This window comes from Streptomyces sp. NPDC001858 (assembly GCF_053594615.1).
This window is the reverse complement of the sequence record NZ_JBSFEV010000032.1, coordinates 49,163-65,310: the sequence shown is the minus strand read 5'-3', so window position 1 is coordinate 65,310 and position 16,148 is coordinate 49,163. Positions and strand designations below refer to the sequence as shown.

At 72.1% G+C, this 16,148-nt stretch carries 17 protein-coding genes and 1 pseudogene; 8 read left to right on the top strand and 10 right to left on the bottom strand.

Features of this window, described 5'->3' with window-relative positions:
- Positions 1 to 109: 109 nt before the first annotated feature.
- Genes ACWCPF_RS33800 through ACWCPF_RS33780 form a run of 5 tightly spaced genes read right to left on the bottom strand, consistent with a single transcriptional unit; the run spans position 110 to position 6,650 of the window.
- A complete protein-coding gene (locus tag ACWCPF_RS33800; RefSeq protein WP_451048911.1) occupies positions 110 to 2,074 on the bottom strand; it encodes a DUF2264 domain-containing protein in 1,965 nt (654 codons plus the stop codon).
- Complete coding sequence (locus ACWCPF_RS33795; protein ID WP_451048910.1) at positions 2,071 to 3,159, bottom strand: LacI family DNA-binding transcriptional regulator; 1,089 nt, start codon at positions 3,157 to 3,159, stop codon at positions 2,071 to 2,073. The genes ACWCPF_RS33800 and ACWCPF_RS33795 overlap by 4 nt, the downstream gene beginning before the upstream one ends.
- Before the next feature lie 56 nt (positions 3,160 to 3,215).
- Positions 3,216 to 4,865: an extracellular solute-binding protein gene (locus tag ACWCPF_RS33790; RefSeq protein WP_451048909.1), complete on the bottom strand. Its 1,650-nt coding sequence runs from the start codon at positions 4,863 to 4,865 to the stop codon at positions 3,216 to 3,218.
- Positions 4,866 to 4,911: 46 nt separating this feature from the next.
- Positions 4,912 to 5,799, bottom strand: coding sequence for a carbohydrate ABC transporter permease (locus ACWCPF_RS33785; RefSeq protein WP_451048908.1), 888 nt, complete (start codon positions 5,797 to 5,799; stop codon positions 4,912 to 4,914).
- A complete protein-coding gene (locus ACWCPF_RS33780; RefSeq protein WP_451048907.1) occupies positions 5,796 to 6,650 on the bottom strand; it encodes an ABC transporter permease in 855 nt (284 codons plus the stop codon). The genes ACWCPF_RS33785 and ACWCPF_RS33780 overlap by 4 nt, the downstream gene beginning before the upstream one ends.
- A gap of 243 nt (positions 6,651 to 6,893) precedes the next feature.
- Here ACWCPF_RS33780 and ACWCPF_RS33775 point away from each other — a divergent pair, with 243 nt between their 5' ends.
- Both ACWCPF_RS33775 and ACWCPF_RS33770 read left to right on the top strand, forming a co-directional pair.
- Positions 6,894 to 7,436, top strand: a complete 543-nt coding sequence (locus tag ACWCPF_RS33775; RefSeq protein ID WP_451048906.1) for a hypothetical protein — start codon at positions 6,894 to 6,896, stop codon at positions 7,434 to 7,436.
- A gap of 90 nt (positions 7,437 to 7,526) precedes the next feature.
- On the top strand, positions 7,527 to 8,855 hold the full coding sequence (locus ACWCPF_RS33770) for an RNA-guided endonuclease InsQ/TnpB family protein (protein WP_451048905.1): 1,329 nt from the start codon (positions 7,527 to 7,529) through the stop codon (positions 8,853 to 8,855).
- Between the two features lie 190 nt (positions 8,856 to 9,045).
- Here the strand turns inward: ACWCPF_RS33770 and ACWCPF_RS33765 are convergent.
- From ACWCPF_RS33765 to ACWCPF_RS33755, 3 genes and pseudogenes are all read right to left on the bottom strand, one after another.
- A pseudogene (locus tag ACWCPF_RS33765) lies at positions 9,046 to 9,303 on the bottom strand (thiamine pyrophosphate-binding protein); the annotation flags it as partial.
- Positions 9,300 to 10,085 (bottom strand): cyclase family protein, encoded by a 786-nt coding sequence (locus ACWCPF_RS33760; RefSeq protein ID WP_451048904.1) that lies wholly within the window; start codon positions 10,083 to 10,085, stop codon positions 9,300 to 9,302. The pseudogene ACWCPF_RS33765 and the gene ACWCPF_RS33760, both read right to left, overlap by 4 nt.
- Before the next feature lie 56 nt (positions 10,086 to 10,141).
- Positions 10,142 to 10,408 (bottom strand): hypothetical protein, encoded by a 267-nt coding sequence (locus ACWCPF_RS33755; protein ID WP_451048903.1) that lies wholly within the window; start codon positions 10,406 to 10,408, stop codon positions 10,142 to 10,144.
- A 25-nt stretch (positions 10,409 to 10,433) separates the two neighbouring features.
- Between ACWCPF_RS33755 and ACWCPF_RS33750 the strand changes: the two genes are divergently transcribed.
- On the top strand, positions 10,434 to 10,748 hold the full coding sequence (locus ACWCPF_RS33750) for a hypothetical protein (RefSeq protein ID WP_451048902.1): 315 nt from the start codon (positions 10,434 to 10,436) through the stop codon (positions 10,746 to 10,748).
- A 114-nt stretch (positions 10,749 to 10,862) separates the two neighbouring features.
- A complete protein-coding gene (locus ACWCPF_RS33745; protein WP_451048901.1) occupies positions 10,863 to 11,912 on the top strand; it encodes a LacI family DNA-binding transcriptional regulator in 1,050 nt (349 codons plus the stop codon).
- 154 nt (positions 11,913 to 12,066) lie between these two features.
- On the opposite strand, the gene ACWCPF_RS33740 is transcribed toward ACWCPF_RS33745, so the two are convergent.
- Entirely contained in the window at positions 12,067 to 12,714 is a 648-nt protein-coding gene (locus ACWCPF_RS33740) for a phosphoribosyltransferase (RefSeq protein WP_451048900.1), read from the bottom strand.
- A 194-nt stretch (positions 12,715 to 12,908) separates the two neighbouring features.
- Between ACWCPF_RS33740 and ACWCPF_RS33735 the strand changes: the two genes are divergently transcribed.
- From ACWCPF_RS33735 to ACWCPF_RS33720, 4 genes are all read left to right on the top strand, one after another.
- The gene (locus tag ACWCPF_RS33735) at positions 12,909 to 13,283 is read left to right on the top strand and encodes a hypothetical protein (RefSeq protein ID WP_451048899.1); all 375 of its coding nucleotides are present in this window, start codon (positions 12,909 to 12,911) and stop codon (positions 13,281 to 13,283) included.
- Positions 13,284 to 13,435: 152 nt separating this feature from the next.
- Complete coding sequence (locus tag ACWCPF_RS33730) at positions 13,436 to 13,840, top strand: ArsR/SmtB family transcription factor (protein ID WP_451048898.1); 405 nt, start codon at positions 13,436 to 13,438, stop codon at positions 13,838 to 13,840.
- 12 nt (positions 13,841 to 13,852) lie between these two features.
- Positions 13,853 to 15,178, top strand: coding sequence for a DUF3500 domain-containing protein (locus ACWCPF_RS33725; protein WP_451048897.1), 1,326 nt, complete (start codon positions 13,853 to 13,855; stop codon positions 15,176 to 15,178).
- A 151-nt stretch (positions 15,179 to 15,329) separates the two neighbouring features.
- Positions 15,330 to 15,800, top strand: a complete 471-nt coding sequence (locus ACWCPF_RS33720; protein ID WP_451048896.1) for a hypothetical protein — start codon at positions 15,330 to 15,332, stop codon at positions 15,798 to 15,800.
- A gap of 10 nt (positions 15,801 to 15,810) precedes the next feature.
- On the opposite strand, the gene ACWCPF_RS33715 is transcribed toward ACWCPF_RS33720, so the two are convergent.
- Positions 15,811 to 16,023 (bottom strand): hypothetical protein, encoded by a 213-nt coding sequence (locus tag ACWCPF_RS33715; RefSeq protein ID WP_451048895.1) that lies wholly within the window; start codon positions 16,021 to 16,023, stop codon positions 15,811 to 15,813.
- Positions 16,024 to 16,148: the final 125 nt, after the last annotated feature.

Genomic DNA, 16,148 nt, shown 5'->3' with positions numbered 1-16,148 from the left:
GTCCGGATGAGCACCGGAGATACAAAAGTGCCCGGCGACATCCAGTCGCCAAGGCACTTGAAGTTTCGGGAACCACAACTGCAACTAGTAACGAGTATAGCACGGCACATTAATACGCACGTTTTGTCCGGTGGCCGGGCTCGGCAGTCGTTCTCGTGGCCGGAATATGTATGCCGCTCTCGGTCGTGCCGTCGGGGAAGCGCAGCCGCAGGCTGCCGTCGGGGGCGGGGACCGCGCTCGCGCCCGTCAGGCCGTCCCCCGCGACCAGCGGGTCGGCGGTGAGGAGCACCAGAGTCGCGAGCAGCAGCACGCCGCCCGGGTGGGGTGCGGTGAGGACCGGGACGGCCGAGTGCTCGCCGTAGGCGTTGTGGCCGCGGGCCCGTGCCACCTCGGCGACGGCCTCGTCGCAGCCGAGCAGGCCGACGAGGGCGGAGGTCAGTCCGTCGGCCCGGCGGGCCACCGCCCAGGTCCGGCCGGTCTGCCCGGCGGGCGGGGCGTCGTCGCAGGCCACGGCCCAGCCGCCGGCCCGGACCGGGGTGCCCGCCGGGGCCTCGACGCGGTGCACCCGGATCTCCCAGGGTCCGTGCACCACGCTCACGGTGGTGAGCGGCGCAGCCCCGTCGCCGTCCGCGCCGAGCGGGATGTGCGAGGAGGCCGCGCGCCGGCCTTCCGTGCACAGCGGGTGGATGCGGCCCCGCCGGGAGGGGCCGGTGGGGGTCAGCAGGGCGATGCGGTTGTCGGGGCCCGGTTCCGCGCCGGGGGGCGGGGTCTCGGGCGCGGTCGCGGTGGAGTAGGCGAAGCCGGTGTAGTGCGGGCTGTCGGCGGAGGCGGCGGGCGGGGGCGGGAGCCGGTCGCTGCCGTGGTTGACCAGGCGGACGATCCCGTCGGCGGCCGTCGAGTGCAGCAGCCAGCCCGGTGCGGGCAGGGAGAGCTGCCGGTCGGCGGTGTCCACGGGGCCCGCTTCCTCGCGCGCCGTCCAGACGGGGTGGTCGGCGGGCAGGAGCAGACCGAGGAAGGCCTTGCTGGCCCAGTACGGGGAGGCCGGTCCCGAGTACGGCTGGGTGACGGGCAGGTAGGGGCGGTACCAGCCGAGGCTCAACAGCCCGTTCTCGTCGGACACTTGACGGCCGGTGAAGTGTTTCAGCGCGCCCGAGGCGAGGCGGCGGGTGCGGCCGGGCGGCAGCGGGGTGGCGTCGGCGAGGGCGCCCGCCCACAGCGGTGCGGCGGCGGCGTAGCGGTAGGTGAGGGAGCGGCCCTGGTGGACGGGGGCGCCGTCGGAGCCGAAGAAGTACTGGTGGACGCCGAGGAACTCGCGCAGCCGGGAGCGGTGGACGGCGACGCGGGCCGGGTCGGCGCGGGGGCCCGCGATCCGGGCCCACAGGACGGGGTAGAGGTGCAGGGCCCAGGCGTTGTAGTAGTCGAACTTGCGGCCGTCGCCGTCGGTGTACCAGCCGCCGCCCCGGTACCAGTCGTCGAGGCGGTCCAGGCCCGCGTCGATCTCGGCGCGGTCGTGCGGAGCGCCGACGGAGGCGAGGAACTCCTCGGCGATGACCTGGAAGAGCCGCCAGTTGGAGTCGTTGACGGTGGCGCCGACGAAGCCGCCGAGCCAGTCGGCCGTCCTCGCCTTCGTCCTCTCGTCGAGCCGGTCCCAGATCCAGGGGCGGGTCTCGTGCAGGGCGAGGGCGACGGAGGCGGCCTCGACCATGGGCTGGCTCCGGTCGGTGATGGGCGGCCAGTGCTCGGGATGGCGGGGGTCGACGCCCGCGGCGAGCCCGGCGGCGTAGCGCTCGACGAGATCGGGGCCGACGGCTCCGTCCGAGCCGGCGATGCGGAAGGCGGCCAGCAGGAAGGAGCGGGCGTAGCCCTCCAGGCCGTCGGACCAGGCGCCGGAGTGGCCGGTGCGGCCGGGCAGCCGGTACTGGGCGAGGCCGGGGGTGGCGTACGGCCGGAGCGCGGCGAGCAGCCGGTCGGCGGTGGTCTCCCAGTGGGCGCGGGTGTAGCCGGTGCGGGGGGACAGGTCGGGGTCGGGGGGCGGCAGGTGGCCGGCGTCGGCCGACAGATGCGGCGCGGTCATACGGGGGCGGTACCTCCGTCGGTCAGTGGGCGCGCCCGGGTGGGGGGCGCGGCGACGCTGTCGCGTACGACGATGTGGGTGCCGAGCAGATGGTGGGATCCGGCGGCGTGTTCGGGGTCGCGCAGGGCGATGCGTACGGCGGCGCGGCCGAGTTCCTCGGCGGGGGTGCGGACGGTGGTGAGGGGCGGGTTGAAGTCCTCGGCGAGCGGGATGTCGTTGTAGCCGACAACGGAGAGGTCGTCGGGGACGCGCAGTCCGGCTTCGGCGATGGCGCGCAGCGCGCCGGCCGCGACCATGTCGTCCCCGGCGAAGACGGCGGTGAACTCCGGGCGTTCCTTGAGGAGTCGGGCCATGGCGCGCAGGCCGGCGGCCCGGCCGAGGCCGCAGTCGACGACATGGGCGGCCTCGGGCGGCAGTCCGTGTTCGGCGAGGGCGGCCCGGTAGCCGTGGACGCGGGCATCCAGGGCGGTGTTGCCGGGCAGTCCGCCGAGGAAGACGATCCTGCGGTGGCCGGCCGAGAGCAGGTGTCCGGTGATGGCGCGGGCCCCGGCCTCGTTGTCGAACTCGACGACGAGTGCGGGGATGTCGGGGTCGGGTGCGGGGCGTCCGCACAGCACCAGGCGGGCGCCGGCGGAGTCGAGGGCCTGGGCGTAGTGGGCGACGCGCTCGCGGTAGGCGTCGTCCTCGACGACTCCGCCGACGAGGATCACCAGCCGGGCCCCCTCCTCCCGCATGAGCTGCACGAACTCCAGCTCGCGCTGGGGGTCGCCGCCGGTGGTGCCGACCAGGCAGAGCCGGCCGTGGACGGCGGCCTCGGCCTCGACGCCCTCGGCGACCTGCGCGTAGAACGGGCTGGTGACCTGGCGGACGACGACGGCGACGGTCTTGCGGCCGCCGCCGACGAGGGCGCGCGCGTGTGCGTTGGCGACGTAGTCGAGGGCCCGGGCGGCGCGCAGGACCCGGGTGCGGGTGGCGGGCGGTACCGGGTAGTTTCCGCTGAGCACGCGGGAGACCGTGGCCACGGACACGCCCGCCCGTTCGGCCACCTCTCGGATGGTCACCCGCCCCTGCCCCTGTGCCGTCATGTCGCTCCCCGTTCCCCTCGGCCGTGTCTGTGTTCGCGTCCGCCGCTGTCGCCGACTCAGGTGTTGGCGTCGTACTCCTCGGCGAACTCCCCGGCCATTCTGTCGCCGCCCCGGGAGCGCCAGGTCCGTACCGCCTCGTCGTACTCCGACATCGGGGCGCGGCCGGCGACGACGGCGGTGACCGTGTCGTCCATCAGGGCCTTGAGCGTGGCGCCCTGGGAGGTCTCGGTGCGGGACTTCAGGCCGAAGGAGGCGTTGCGGATCGCGACCGGGACCACGGCCTGCTGCCAGCCGTGCAGGGCTCGTACGGCGTCGGGCAGGCCCGGCAGGAACAGCACCTGGGGGCCTTCGGCGAGGTAGCGGAACGGCAGGTTGGAGACGTTCTCCACCTCGCCGAGCTTGGTCGCCTGCGGGGAGCCGTCCTTGCCGCGGGTGAAGTGGACGCCCTCCAGGCCGTAGTGGAGGAGTTCCCATTCCTTGCTGCCGAAGGGGGCGGCGAGGTGGTCGAGGAGGCGCAGCAGCAGCTGGATGCGCTCCTTCTTCGCCTTCTTGAGGATCGTGTAGCCGAAGGAGCGGCGGGCGGCGACGATGCCGCCGGGCGTGCCGTCGACGCTGTACGGGAGGGCGGGCGCCGGGGTGAGCAGGCCCTCGGCGTCGCGGTAGCGGGTCTGGTAGGAGCCGAAGCCGTCCTGGAGGGAGGCGACGGTGCCGTTGAGGAAGAGGGTGCTCAGGTCCACCAACGACATCGAGGTGGCGTCGGGGTGGTAGGAGCCGTTCTTGCGCAGTTGGGCCTGGAAGGCGACGGCGGCTTTGTACCGGTCGTCGGTGTAGTGGGGGTGGAAGACGCCGTTCTGGTCGACGGCCCAGGCGTTGGGGGCGTTGTGGGCGGCGGCGTGGACGGCGTTGCCGAAGAGGGAGCCGACGGAGGCGCCGAGCGCGTACTGCTTGCCGTGGGTGCCCTTCCCGGCGACGGCGGTGAAGTCCGCGGAGGTCCAGCCGTTCTTCATGCCGGCCTCGGTGAACGCGCCCTGGTTGAGCCAGAGGGTGGAGCCGGGCAGGGGGCGTTCGAGGGGGATGCCGTAGAGCCGTCCGCCGATGCGGCCCATGTCGCTCCAGGCGTGGGTGGGGATGCCGGCGAGGTTGGGGTAGTCGCGGACCGCGGCGCCGGAGAGGTGCGGGGTCAGGTCCTCGGCTCTGCGCTGCACGAACTGGGCCTCGCGGGGCAGGGTGACCCCGGTGAAGACGTTGATGATGTCGGGCAGGCTGTCGGGGTCGCCGGCCATGACGGTGGCCATCTTCTTCTGGTAGTCGGCCTGCGGGACCACCGTGAACTCGATCTTCACGCCGAGGGCCTTCTCGACGGCCCGCCAGTACTGGTTCTGGGCGGCCGGCTTGGGCGGGGTGCCGAAGGTGACGGTGAGGACCTTCACGGTGGAGCCGTCGCCGGGGGTCCGGGCGACCGAGGTGACCAGGGAGGAGGGGTAGGAGGTGAATCCGGCCTGGACGCCCGCCTCGGTGGGGGCGAGGTCGGGCCGGGGCCCGGCGGGCGCCGCGTAGGCGGGCCACGGGGCGAGTTCCTTGCCCGCGTTGGAGACGTCTGGGTCGTCCGAACCGGTGGAGCAGGCGGTGAGCAGACCGGGGACGGTGACGGCGGCGCTGCCCGCGGCCATGGAGCGCAGCAGCGTGCGTCGGGACATGCTGGGCATGACGAATGACCTTTCTGCGTGCGGGTCTTGAAGGCGGTGGTGTCGCTCAGCTCTTGACGGCGCCGGTGAGGACGCCCTTGGTGAAGTACTTCTGGAGGAAGGGGTAGACGAGCAGGATCGGCACGGTGGCGATCACCAGCACGGCCATCTGGATGGTCTGCGGAGCGTTGACGGTGGCCTCGCCGGTGGTGGTGTCGGTGAGGCCGGAGCCGGCCACGACGTAGGTGCGCAGCACCTGTTGCAGCGGCCACTGGTCGCTCTCCAGGTAGAGCGCGGCGTAGAACCAGGAGTTCCAGTACGACACCGCGTAGAAGAGTCCGACGACGGCGAGCGCCGCCTTCGACAGCGGCAGCACGATGGACCACAGGACCCGCCAGTCCCCGGCGCCGTCGAGGCGGGCCGCCTCGTAGAGTTCCTCGGGGATGCCCTGGAAGAAGCCGCGCAGCACGACCAGGTTGAAGACGTTGACCAGCACCGGCAGGATCAGCGAGCCGTAGTTGCCCAGCAGGTCCAGTTCCTTGACCAGCAGGAAACCCGGGATCATGCCGGGCGGGAAGAGGAAGGTGAACAGGATCAGCAGCAGGACCGGGCGGCCGCCGAACACCCCGGGGCGGGAGAGGGCGTAGGCGAGGGCGACCGTGCAGGCGAGGCTGAGCGCGGTGCCGACGACGGTGACTCCGGCGCTGACGGCGAGGGCGTGGGTGACGATGCCGCCGTCGAGGATGTCCCGGTACGCCTGGAGGGTGGGGTGTTCGGGCCACAGCACCCAGCCGCCGTTCGCGACGACCTCGCGGGGGGCGGCGAGCGAGGTGGACAGGATGACCAGGAAGGGCACGCAGACCAGCAGGACCACCGTGGCGAGGGCGAGGGCCTTCGCCGCCTGGGTCAGGGGTCGCGGCTTCTCCATCCAGCCGGGCCGGACGTGGGCGCTCAACGGTAGACCCCCTGTTCGCCGAGGCGGTGGGCGACCTTGTTGGCCGCGTACACGAGCAGGGCGCCGATCACGCCCTTGAACAGGCCTGCGGCGGCGGCGAATCCGTAGTCGCCGCCGACGATGCCCTGGTAGTAGACGAAGGTGTCGATGACTTCGGCGGTCTGCGGGCCGACGGCGTCGCGCTGGAGCAGCATCTGCTCGAAGCCGACGGAGAGGACGTCGCCGAGCCGCATGATGAGCAGCAGCACGATGACGGGCCGGATGGCGGGCAGGGTGATGTGCCAGAACCGCCGCCAGGGGCCGGCCCCGTCGATGGCGGCGGCCTCGTACTGCTGCTCGTCGACCTGGGAGAGCGCGGCGAGGAAGATGATCGTGCCCCAGCCGGCGTCCTTCCAGATCACCTGGGCCACGACGAGCGGCCGGAAGGCGTCGGGGTTGCCGATGATGTCGACGGTGCTCAGGCCCGCGTCGCCGAGATAGCCGTTCACCAGGCCGGTGTCGCCCAGCACCTGCTGGAACAGGGCGACGACGATCACCCACGAGATGAAGTGCGGCAGATAGGCCACGGACTGCACGAAGCGCCGGACCGTGGTCCAGGTGAGGCTGTGCAGGAGCAGGGCGAGGCCGAGCGGGACGGGGAAGTAGAAGACGAGTTGGAGGACCGCGATCCAGACGGTGTTGAGGACCGCGTCCCAGAATCCGGCGTCCTCGAACATCCGCCGGAAGTTGCCGAGGCCGACCCAGGGGCTGCCCCAGACGCCGTCGAAGGGCACGTACTCCTTGAAGGCGATGAGGTTCCCGGCGAGTGCGCCGTAGTGGAACACCAGGAAGTAGACCAGCCCCGGCAGCATGAGCAGGAACAGGGTCCGGTTGCGCCGATCCTGAAAACGTTTCCGGTCGCTTCGCCGCCGCATCGAACGGCGGAACGAGCCACTCTCTTCCGTCTTACTGGGGTTGTCACGCAGCAATGTCGCCACGCAGTCTCCTCCCCTCGGGGTCCGAGTGAGGTGAAGTTAAAACGTTTTCAGAGACTCGGTCAACACTTCTGACACAACTGCGCGCCGGAGCCGACCACTTCGGTGAAAGATCGGGACATGCCCCGCACACGACACCTCAGCGACCCGGCCACGGGCCGGACCTGGACCAGCCACTGCGCCGACGGCGTCGTCGAGACCGTCGCCGGTTCCCCCGGACGGGAACGGCGGACGAGGAAGGAGGGGGCCGGGCCGCAGGACGCGGTGAAGCAGGAGTGGGCCCGGCTGCGGAAGGGGTTCCTGCTCAGCGATCCCACGGCCGCCCCGGGAGAACCGGTCATGCACCGGTATCTGGGCCCCGCCTACACCGGCGCGATGGTGGCCGAGGCGGTGGAGGGACGGCTGCTGTGCAACCGGTTCGACGACACGGACAAGCGTGATCGGCTGTTCCTTGTCGACGAGGACGGCGGCCTGGCCGACAGCGTGTCGCTGCCCGCCGGCCGGCTCGCCTGGCAGGCCCGCCCGATCCTTCAGGGCCGGGGTGAATGCCCGCTCCCGCGGAGCGGGCCAGGGGCAGCCGGATCGCAATCAGGACGATGCGGCGTCCTCGTCCAGGATGCTGAGGGCGGCCGCGGACAGGTGGCGGTGACGGGGAGTCGATGACCCGGTGGCCGGTGGGGGTGTAGTCACCCGGACGGGTGACGGTGGTCAATGAAGTGCGTGGCCGGGGAACGCGTGCTCTACGTTCGCGGCATGGCACGGTTTCGGATGTACCCGACGGGCGGGCAGGAGCGGCGGATGCTGCTGCACTGCGCGCACGCCCGCTACGTGTGGAACCTCGCCGTGGAGCAGCATGCGCACTGGAGGCCGGGCCGCGGGTCCGCGCCGGGGTTCGCGGAGCAGTGCCGTCAGCTGACCGAGGCCCGGCGCGACAACGAGTGGCTGGCCGCGGGGAACGCGGACGTGCAGCAGCAGGCGCTGAAGGACTTCGCCACGGCCAAGAACGCCAGGTTCACGTCCGGGTTCGGTGAGCCGACCTGGCGCAGGAAGCTCGAGCACGAGGGCTTCCGGATCATCGGCACCAACCGCGTCCCCGAATGTCAGGAGGACGGCAGGCCGAAGCTGAACGCGAGGACCGGCAGGCAGGTCATGGGCCGCTCAGTGGTCGTGCGCAAGCTCAACCGGCGGTGGGCGCAGGTCAGGGTGCCCGGCTGCGGATGGGTCCGTTTCCGCCTCAGCGCCGGGGGCAGGGGCGCGTTGCTCCCTGCAGCAAAGACGTTCCGGGTCACCTTCCGCAACGGGCAGTGGCACGCCGCGTTCGCCGTCGTCCCCGACCCCGTCGACAAGCCGGGCACGGGCGAGGTCATCGGCGTCGACCGGGGCGTCAAGATCACCGCCGCGCTCTCCGACGGCCGGAAACTGAACTGCCCCCAGCTCACCGTGAAGGAGCGCGCCCAGGCCCGCAAGCACCAGCGGCGCGCCGCCCGCGCGAAGAAGGGCAGCCCCGCCAAGACTGCCGAGTACGCCAAGGTCGCCAAGCTCAAGGCGCGCGAGGCCAACCGGCGCAAGGACTGGTGCGAGAAGACCTCCACCCTGCTCGCCCGCTCCTACGACCTGATCCGGTTCGAGAAGCTGAACATCAGGAACATGACCCGCTCCGCGAAGGGAACCCTGGAGCAGCCCGGCCGGAACGTGGCGCAGAAGACGGGACTGAACCGGGGCATCCTCGCCCAGGGCTGGGGCCTGCTCCGCCAGCGCACCGGACACAAAGCACCGGGCCGGGTCGAGGACGTCCCCGCCCCCTACACCTCTCTGCGGTGCAGCGCTTGCGGCTGGATCGACAAGAACTCGCGCAAGAGCCAAGCCGAGTTCGAGTGTTCCTCCTGTGGTTTCACCTGCAACGCGGACACCAATGCAGCAGTCAACGTCGCGGCAGGACAGGGCGGGATCCCCCGCCCCCGGCGAACAGCCGGTGCCGGAGGGGTGACAGCGGCCACCGGCCGTTCGAGCGCCCGTGAACCTCAGCCCAAATGGGTCGAAATCCCCCTCCCTCCAGGGCCTGCACCTCCAGGGGCAGGCTGAGCAGCACGGTGCGCCGCTCGCGCACGGCGCGCCGCACCGCGGCCAGGGCCTGCGCCACCGCGTCCTCGGCCGAGGTGATCCGCATCGGCTCCGCGCCCACCGCACGCGCCAGGGCCTCCTGGCCGATGTGGAAGTTGGAGCGCGGCTCGGTCACGTCGGCCGCCAGGACGAGCAGCGGCGTGCGGCTCTTGGCCGCTTCGGCGATCCCCGTCAGGGCGTTCGTCAGCCCGGGACCCTGGTGGACGCTCAGGGCCGTCAGGTCGCCGCTCACGCGCGCGTACGCGTCCGCCATCGTCGCCGCGCCGCCCTCGTGACGTGCGGCGACATATCTCGACCCGGCGGCGACCATGGCGTTGGTCAGATGGAAGTTGCCGGAGCCGACCACGCCGAAGACCTGGCGGACCCCGGCCGCGGCCAGCGCCCGGCCGACGGCTTCGGCGACCTTCATGCGCGCTCCACCAGGGCGAGCACGCGCGCGGGCGCCCCGGATCCCGTGACGATGGGCAGCGGGCCCGCGACGACGACGCTGCCGGTCGCGGGGAGCGCCGCCAGGTTCCGCAGCTGGGTCAGTCCGTACTTGTCGCTGCCCATGAGGTGGGCGTGACAGGGGAACGCCGGGTCGAACGAGTGCGCGCGTCCGGCGTCGGTGCCCACCGTCTCCACGCCGAGGCCGATCACCGGCGACTCCTGCGCCACCCAGCGGGCGCACTCGGGTGACAGGCCGGGGGTGTGCGGGCCGGTCCCGTCCGCGTTGAGGAACGCCTCCTGGGAGTGGCCGCGGGCGTCCCAGCCGGTGCGCAGCAACAGCCAGCCGCCCTCGGGCAGCGGCCCGTGCTCGGCCTCCCAGCGCCGCACGTCCTCCACTTCCACGAGGAAGTCGGGGTTCTTCGCCGCCTCGGCGGTGAAGTCGAGCACGGCGGCCGGCGCGATCAGCCGGCCGGCCGGCACGGACGCCACGTCGTCGAGGTCCTTGCCGGTCACCCAATGGTTCGGGGCGTCGAAGTGGGTGCCGGTGTGCTCGCCGCTGCGGAAGTTGTTCCAGTACCAGGCCGGGCCCCGGTCGTCGTACCTGCTGATCTCCGTCAGCTCGAACACCGCCGTCTGACCGAACTCGGGCGGCAACTGGATCACCGGCGTGGACGAGGACAGCGGTGAGGTGAGGTCGACGACCTCGATCGACCCGGCGCGCAGCGCGGACACCAGCGCGGCGAGAACGGACGGTTGGGACATGCTTCCTCCCGGGAGACGGCGGAACTCACAGCATGGCACTCTGATATGACGGTTCTTCAGGTATCGACACGCGAGGAGTGCGCAGTGCTCGCTCGGAGTTCGGCGATGGTGTGCGCGGCCGGTGTGCTGGCCCTGGTCGGCTGCTCCCCCGGGGACGACGGGGATTCGGCGAAGCCGACGTCCACCGCACGCACCACCGCGACCGCGTCCCCTTCGTCCCCCTCCGGCTCGTCGACGCCCTCCCCGTCCGCCTCCGCATCCGAGTCCGCCTCCCCCACGCCGTCGGTCCCGGCGTCCGCGCTGCCGTCGCCGGTGCCCGTCACCGGACCGGATCAGAAGCTGGTCGTCATGACCGTCAGCGGTGGCTTCGCCGGGGTCAGCAAAGAGGTGGTCCTCCGGGGCGACGGCACCGTCCGCACCGCCGACGACGGCGAGACCGCGGTGCGCCGCACCACCGCGGCCCAGTTCACGAAGCTGCGCACGCTGCTCGGGGATCCGGCGCTCGACGACGTGCCGTCGTTCACCATGAACATGGCGGCGAACGATCTGTTCCAGTACACGCTGCGGTTCGACGGCCGTACGGTCATGACGGACCGCTCCAGCGAGGAGCCCGCGCTGGACCGGCTCATCGACGCCCTGGAGCAGTGGCTGCCGAAGAACTGACCCGGAACTGACCCGGCGGGCACGGCGCCGGATGCGCCCCGACCTCCTGACGGCCGTCTGGCATCATCGGTTCGGACATTCGGATATTCGGACATGCGGCCACGAGGAAGCGTCATGACGCGAGGGACAGGACGGGGCGGCAGCTCCGCGGCGCCGCGCAGCGTGGACGTGGCCCACCTGGCCGGCGTCTCCCAGAAAACGGTCTCGCGGGTTTTCAACGACGAGCAGTACGTCTCCGCGGACGTCCGTCGCCGCGTCCTCGAAGCCGCCGAGCAGCTCGGCTACCGGCGCAACAACGCCGCCCGCGCTCTGGCCTCCGGGCGGAACCGCTCCATCGGCGTGGTGACGCTGGGCACGGCCCTGTACGGGCCCGCCTCCCTGCTCATGGGCGTCGAGCGGGTCGTCCGGGACACGGGGTACGCGCTCCGCGTCGTCAACACGATGGAGGGCGACCCCGCCGGCATCGCGGGCGCCGTGGACTCGCTCCTCGACCAGGGCGTGGACGGCATCGTCATCTCCGAGCCGATCGACGAGCGCACGGACGGCGGCGCCGGGTCCCTGCGCGTCGACGTCCCGGTCCTCGTCCTCGGCGCGCCGTCCCCCGTCTCCGCCCCCCTCGTGCTGACCGCGGGCGACGGCGCCGGCCTGATGGCGCGCGCCGCCACCGCACACCTGCTGGCCCTCGGTCACCGGACGGTCCACCACCTCGCCGGACCGCGGCGCTGGTACGCCGCCCGGGACCGGCTGGAGGGCTGGCGGACGACGCTGGCCGCCCAGGGCCGGGACATCCCGCCGGTCGTCGAGGGCGACTGGTCGGCCGCCTCCGGCTACGCGGCGGGCCGCGCGCTGGCCGCGGACGCCGAGGTCACCGCCGTGTTCTGCGCCAACGACGACATGGCGATCGGGCTGATCCGCGCGCTGACGGAGGCCGGCCGCCGGGTGCCGGAGGACGTCAGCGTCGCCGGCTTCGACGACATTCCGGTCGCCGCCTATGTGACTCCCCCGCTGACCACGGTGCCGCAGCCGTTCGACGCCATGGCGCGGGACGGGCTCGAACGGCTCGTGCACGCCATCGAGCACCCGGACGCCGACCCGCTGCCGGCGAGCGACCCGCCGGTCGAGCTGGTCGTCCGCGCCTCCACCGCGCCGCCGCCTAGCCGGTAGGCCGCTGAGCGCTCCGCTGGAGGTGCCGCGATGTGCCCTCGTTTCGGTGCGGCGCCATCGTGGCTGGTCGCGCCCTCGCGGCGGAGCCGCATATGTCAGCGCCCCGCGCCCCTTTGGGGCGCCGCCGAACCGCAGCCGACTTCGCCCGACCCGGTCAGGCCGTCGTGTGCAGGGCGCGCAGCACGTCGGCGTCCGAGAGCTGCCGGAAGTCGTCGTACCAGGGGCCGACGGCCATGAAGTGGGCCGGCTGATGCAGACAGATGACGTCGTCGGCCTCGGCGCGCAGCCGGTCCACCGTGTCCCGGGCGCCGACCGGCACGGCCAGCAGGACCCGCCGGGCCTCGCGGCGCCGTACGGAGCGCAGCGCGGCGCGGGCCGTGACCCCGGTCGCGAGCCCGTCGTCCACCACGATCACGGTGTGTTCGCGCAGGTCGGGGGCGGGGCGGCCGTGCCGGTACAGCCGTTCGCGGCGGCGCAGCTCCGCGCGTTCGCGTGCCACGACCGGGGTGAGCGCGTCCGCGCTCAGGCCGAGCCGGTCGAGGGCGTCCGGGTCGAAGACGGCGTCCTCGTCGTCGCCGGTGATCGCGCCGACGCCGAACTCCTCCTGGAAGGGGGCGCCGATCTTCCGTACGACCAGCACGTCCAGCGGGGCGTCGAGCGCCCGGGCGACCTCCGCGGCCACGGGGACGCCGCCGCGCGGGAGGGCGAGCACCACGGGGTCGGGCAGAGCGCCCCGCTGCTGCCGGGCCCGCAGCGGCTCGGCCAGTTTCCGTCCGGCCTGCCGTCGATCGAGGAACCGCATGGCCGCCGCGTACCCCTGTCGATCCGCTCAATTCATATATCCGTGTGATCAGAAAAGTGCGGGGATCTTCGTCTTCCGAAGCCCTTTGGCCCAGTCCCGGACCGTGTCACCCCTGCGGGGGACGGGCTCCGTACGGTCGGCGGACCAGCGGGGCCGGTGGAGCCCGGGCCCGCGCAACCGGCAGGAGAAATGTCATGGCGAATGTGGAGATCTCGATGAAGGAAACGATGACCGCGATCGAGGGGGCGCTGGGGGTCGCCGTCGTGGACTACACCAGCGGCATGGCGCTCGGCACGCTCGGCGGCGGCAAGGACCTCGACCTGAACGTCGCCGCGGCCGGCAACACCGATGTGATCCGCGCCAAGGTCCGCACCATGGAACACCTGGGCCTGAAGGGCGAGATCGAGGACGTCCTGATCACGCTCGGCAGCCAGTACCACCTCATCCGGCTGCTGAAGGGGCGCGGCGGCAGCGGGCTGTTCCTCTACCTCGTCCTGGACCGCGGCCGGTCGAATCTGGCCATGGCCCGGCACCAGCTCAAGCGCATCGAAGCCGAGCTCGAGGTCTAGACGAACGGAGGTCAGCGGCTTCGCTTGCCGTCGAATTGAAGGTTTCTTCATCTCGACACATCCAGATGGGCGCATCACACGGATGTGCGGAGCCCCCAGCCACCAGGATCGAGAACCACGCACCGAACGCGGCAGGGAGCGAGCGACCGACCATGCAGGTTCCCCTCTACCAGGCCAAGGCCGAGTTCTTCCGCATGCTCGGGCACCCCGTCCGCATCAGGGTCCTCGAACTGCTGCAGGGCGGCCCCGTGGCCGTGCGGGACCTGCTCACCGAGATCGAGATCGAACCGTCGAGCCTGTCCCAGCAGTTGGCGGTGTTGCGCCGGTCCGGGATCGTGGTGTCGATCCGGGAGGGCTCGACGGTCAGCTACGCGCTGGCGGGCGGTGACGTGGCAGAGCTGCTGCGGGCCGCCCGCCGCATCCTGACCGAACTCCTCGCGGGGCAGAACGAGTTGCTGGCCGAGCTGCGCCAGGCCGAGCTGCCGTTGCCGGTCCCCCAGCGCGGCCCCGGCGGGCAGGGCTCGACGGGCTTCAGGTTTCCTTCAGGTACGTCCTGAAGCTTGGGCTCCATGCACGGACACGGACACCGACCACGCACCCCCGAAACCGAGCGCAGCCGTCGCTGGTTCATGAACAAGGCGCTGCTCGCCGGCGGAGTCGCCGCGATGGCGACCATGACCGGCTGCTCGTCCGGCGCCTCCGGCGCCGCGGCCTCCGCCTCCTACGGCGGCGGCCCGGGCGGGATGCCCTCCGGCGGCCCCGGCGGCGGAGGCGGTGGGATGGGCCCCGGCGCGAGCGAGGTCAAGTACGCCGACTTCGTCGGGGTCACCACCGACGGCAAGGTGGTGGACGACCTGTACTCGATCCACGCCACGGACGTCTCCACCGACAAGGTGGTCAAGGCCGCCCAGGCCTTCCTGGACGGGCTGACCGCCGCGGAGCGCAAGGCGTCCGTCTTCGAGGTGGCCGACGACGAGTGGCTGGCCTGGAGCAACGTCGACGGCTATCAGCGCGAGGGCGCCCGGATGGGCGATCTGACCGAGAAGCAGCGTGATCTCGGCTACGCGCTGCTCGGCGTCGCGCTCTCCGCCGAGGGGCTCGCCCAGACGCGCAACATCATGAAGCTCAACGCGTTCCTGGGCGAGTACAGCGGCGGCGGCCGGGACACCCTCACCGAGGGCGCCTACTTCTTCACCTTCATGGGCACGCCGTCGACCACCGAGCCGTGGGGCTTCCAGTACGAGGGCCACCATGTGGCCGTCAACTACTTCGTGCTCGGCGACCAGGTCGTCATGACGCCCACCTTCATGGGCTCCGAGCCGACCTCGGCCACCTACAACGGCGAGCAGATCACCCTCTTCAAGAAGGAGACGACGGCCGGGCTGACGCTGCTGCGGTCGCTCACCGACGCCCAGCGCGCGAAGGTGATCTCCGCGGAGACCAAGGCCGGCGACAACCTGAAGGCCGGCGCCGGCCAGGACAACCTGAAGCTCGCCTACCAGGGCCTCGTGACCTCCGGGTTCACCGACGCCCAGAAGACCGGCCTGCTCGACCTCGTGCGCGTCTACGTCGGCAACCTGGACGACGCGCACGCCGAGGTGAAGATGAAGGAGGTGGAGGAGCACCTCGACGCCACCTACTTCTACTGGATCGGCGAGACGAAGGATTCCTCGGCCTTCTACTACCGCGTGCACAGCCCGGTCGTGCTCATCGAGTACGACGCCCAGTCCCCGCTGGCCTACGGCAACAAGGACAGCGGCGGCGGGGGCGGGGGCGGCATGGGCGGGCCGGGCGGCACTCCCACCCAGCAGCACATCCACACCGTCATCCGCACCCCCAACGGCGGCGACTACGGCGTGGACCTGCTCAGGCTGCACCTGGAGAACGACCACTAGGACCGACGGCGGGGTGGAACAGGAGCCCGAAGGTCGAACGAAAGAGACCGAAACGCCAGGGTTCGCCACCCCTTCCACCCCATAGAAATATCCACCAGCATGCATATGCCCGGTCGGCATGCGGCCGCCGGGGAGGTGACTCGGAGCCGACATGAGCGATGCGATGTTGTGGATGCGCGGCGTGGAGTGGCTCGCCGCCGCGGCGACGGACCCACGGGCGTGCAAGCGCGAATGGGACCAGGGCGAGGGGATCGCCCTTCTGGAGGCGGGCCGCTACTGGGACGTGCTGAGCGTGCCCGACCGGCTGGGACTGCTGACGCTGGACCTGCTGTGGCAGGCCTCGCGTCCCGCGCCGGGGCCGACGCTGGTGGACACCGTCGCGCACCGGGTGGGCTTCTTCCTGCCGCCCGATCCCGGCAGCCGGTGGATCGGCGCGGGACTGCGGCGGGCGGGCCGGGGCTCCTGGGTGGCGGTGCCGCCGCCGTACCGGGCGGCCCGGTCCCTGGAGTGGCTGGTCCCGCCGGACGGGACCGGCGGGCTGCACGCGCCCGCCACGCTGGAGTTCGCGCTGCGCCAGGCCAACGGCACGCTGGCCGTACTGACCCCGGCATGCCGTCCGTGACGTGTCAAGGTCAGCGATAGGGCCGGAGCGGGACGCCGAGGACGCCGACGGCACCCCACCGCGGGCCCGGGCGGGCGGGCACGGTGGTCCGGCCGCGGGCGCGCCACTGCGCGACGAGCCCGGCACGGATCGGCATTCGGCGGTGGGCGCCGTCCGCCCGCCGGGCGTGGAGGAGGGCGGGCGGGCCGTCGTCGCGGGGCGCCGCGGGAGGCGTTCGGTGCATGCCGGGCCAACGCGAGGGAGCACGCCGGTGGTTCGCGCGGGGAGCGTGCGCCCACCGGCACGGGTGAGCGCAGCGTGCGCTCGGAGTCGCACGGCATTTCCGACAGTCGGCGCAGAAGCGAACAG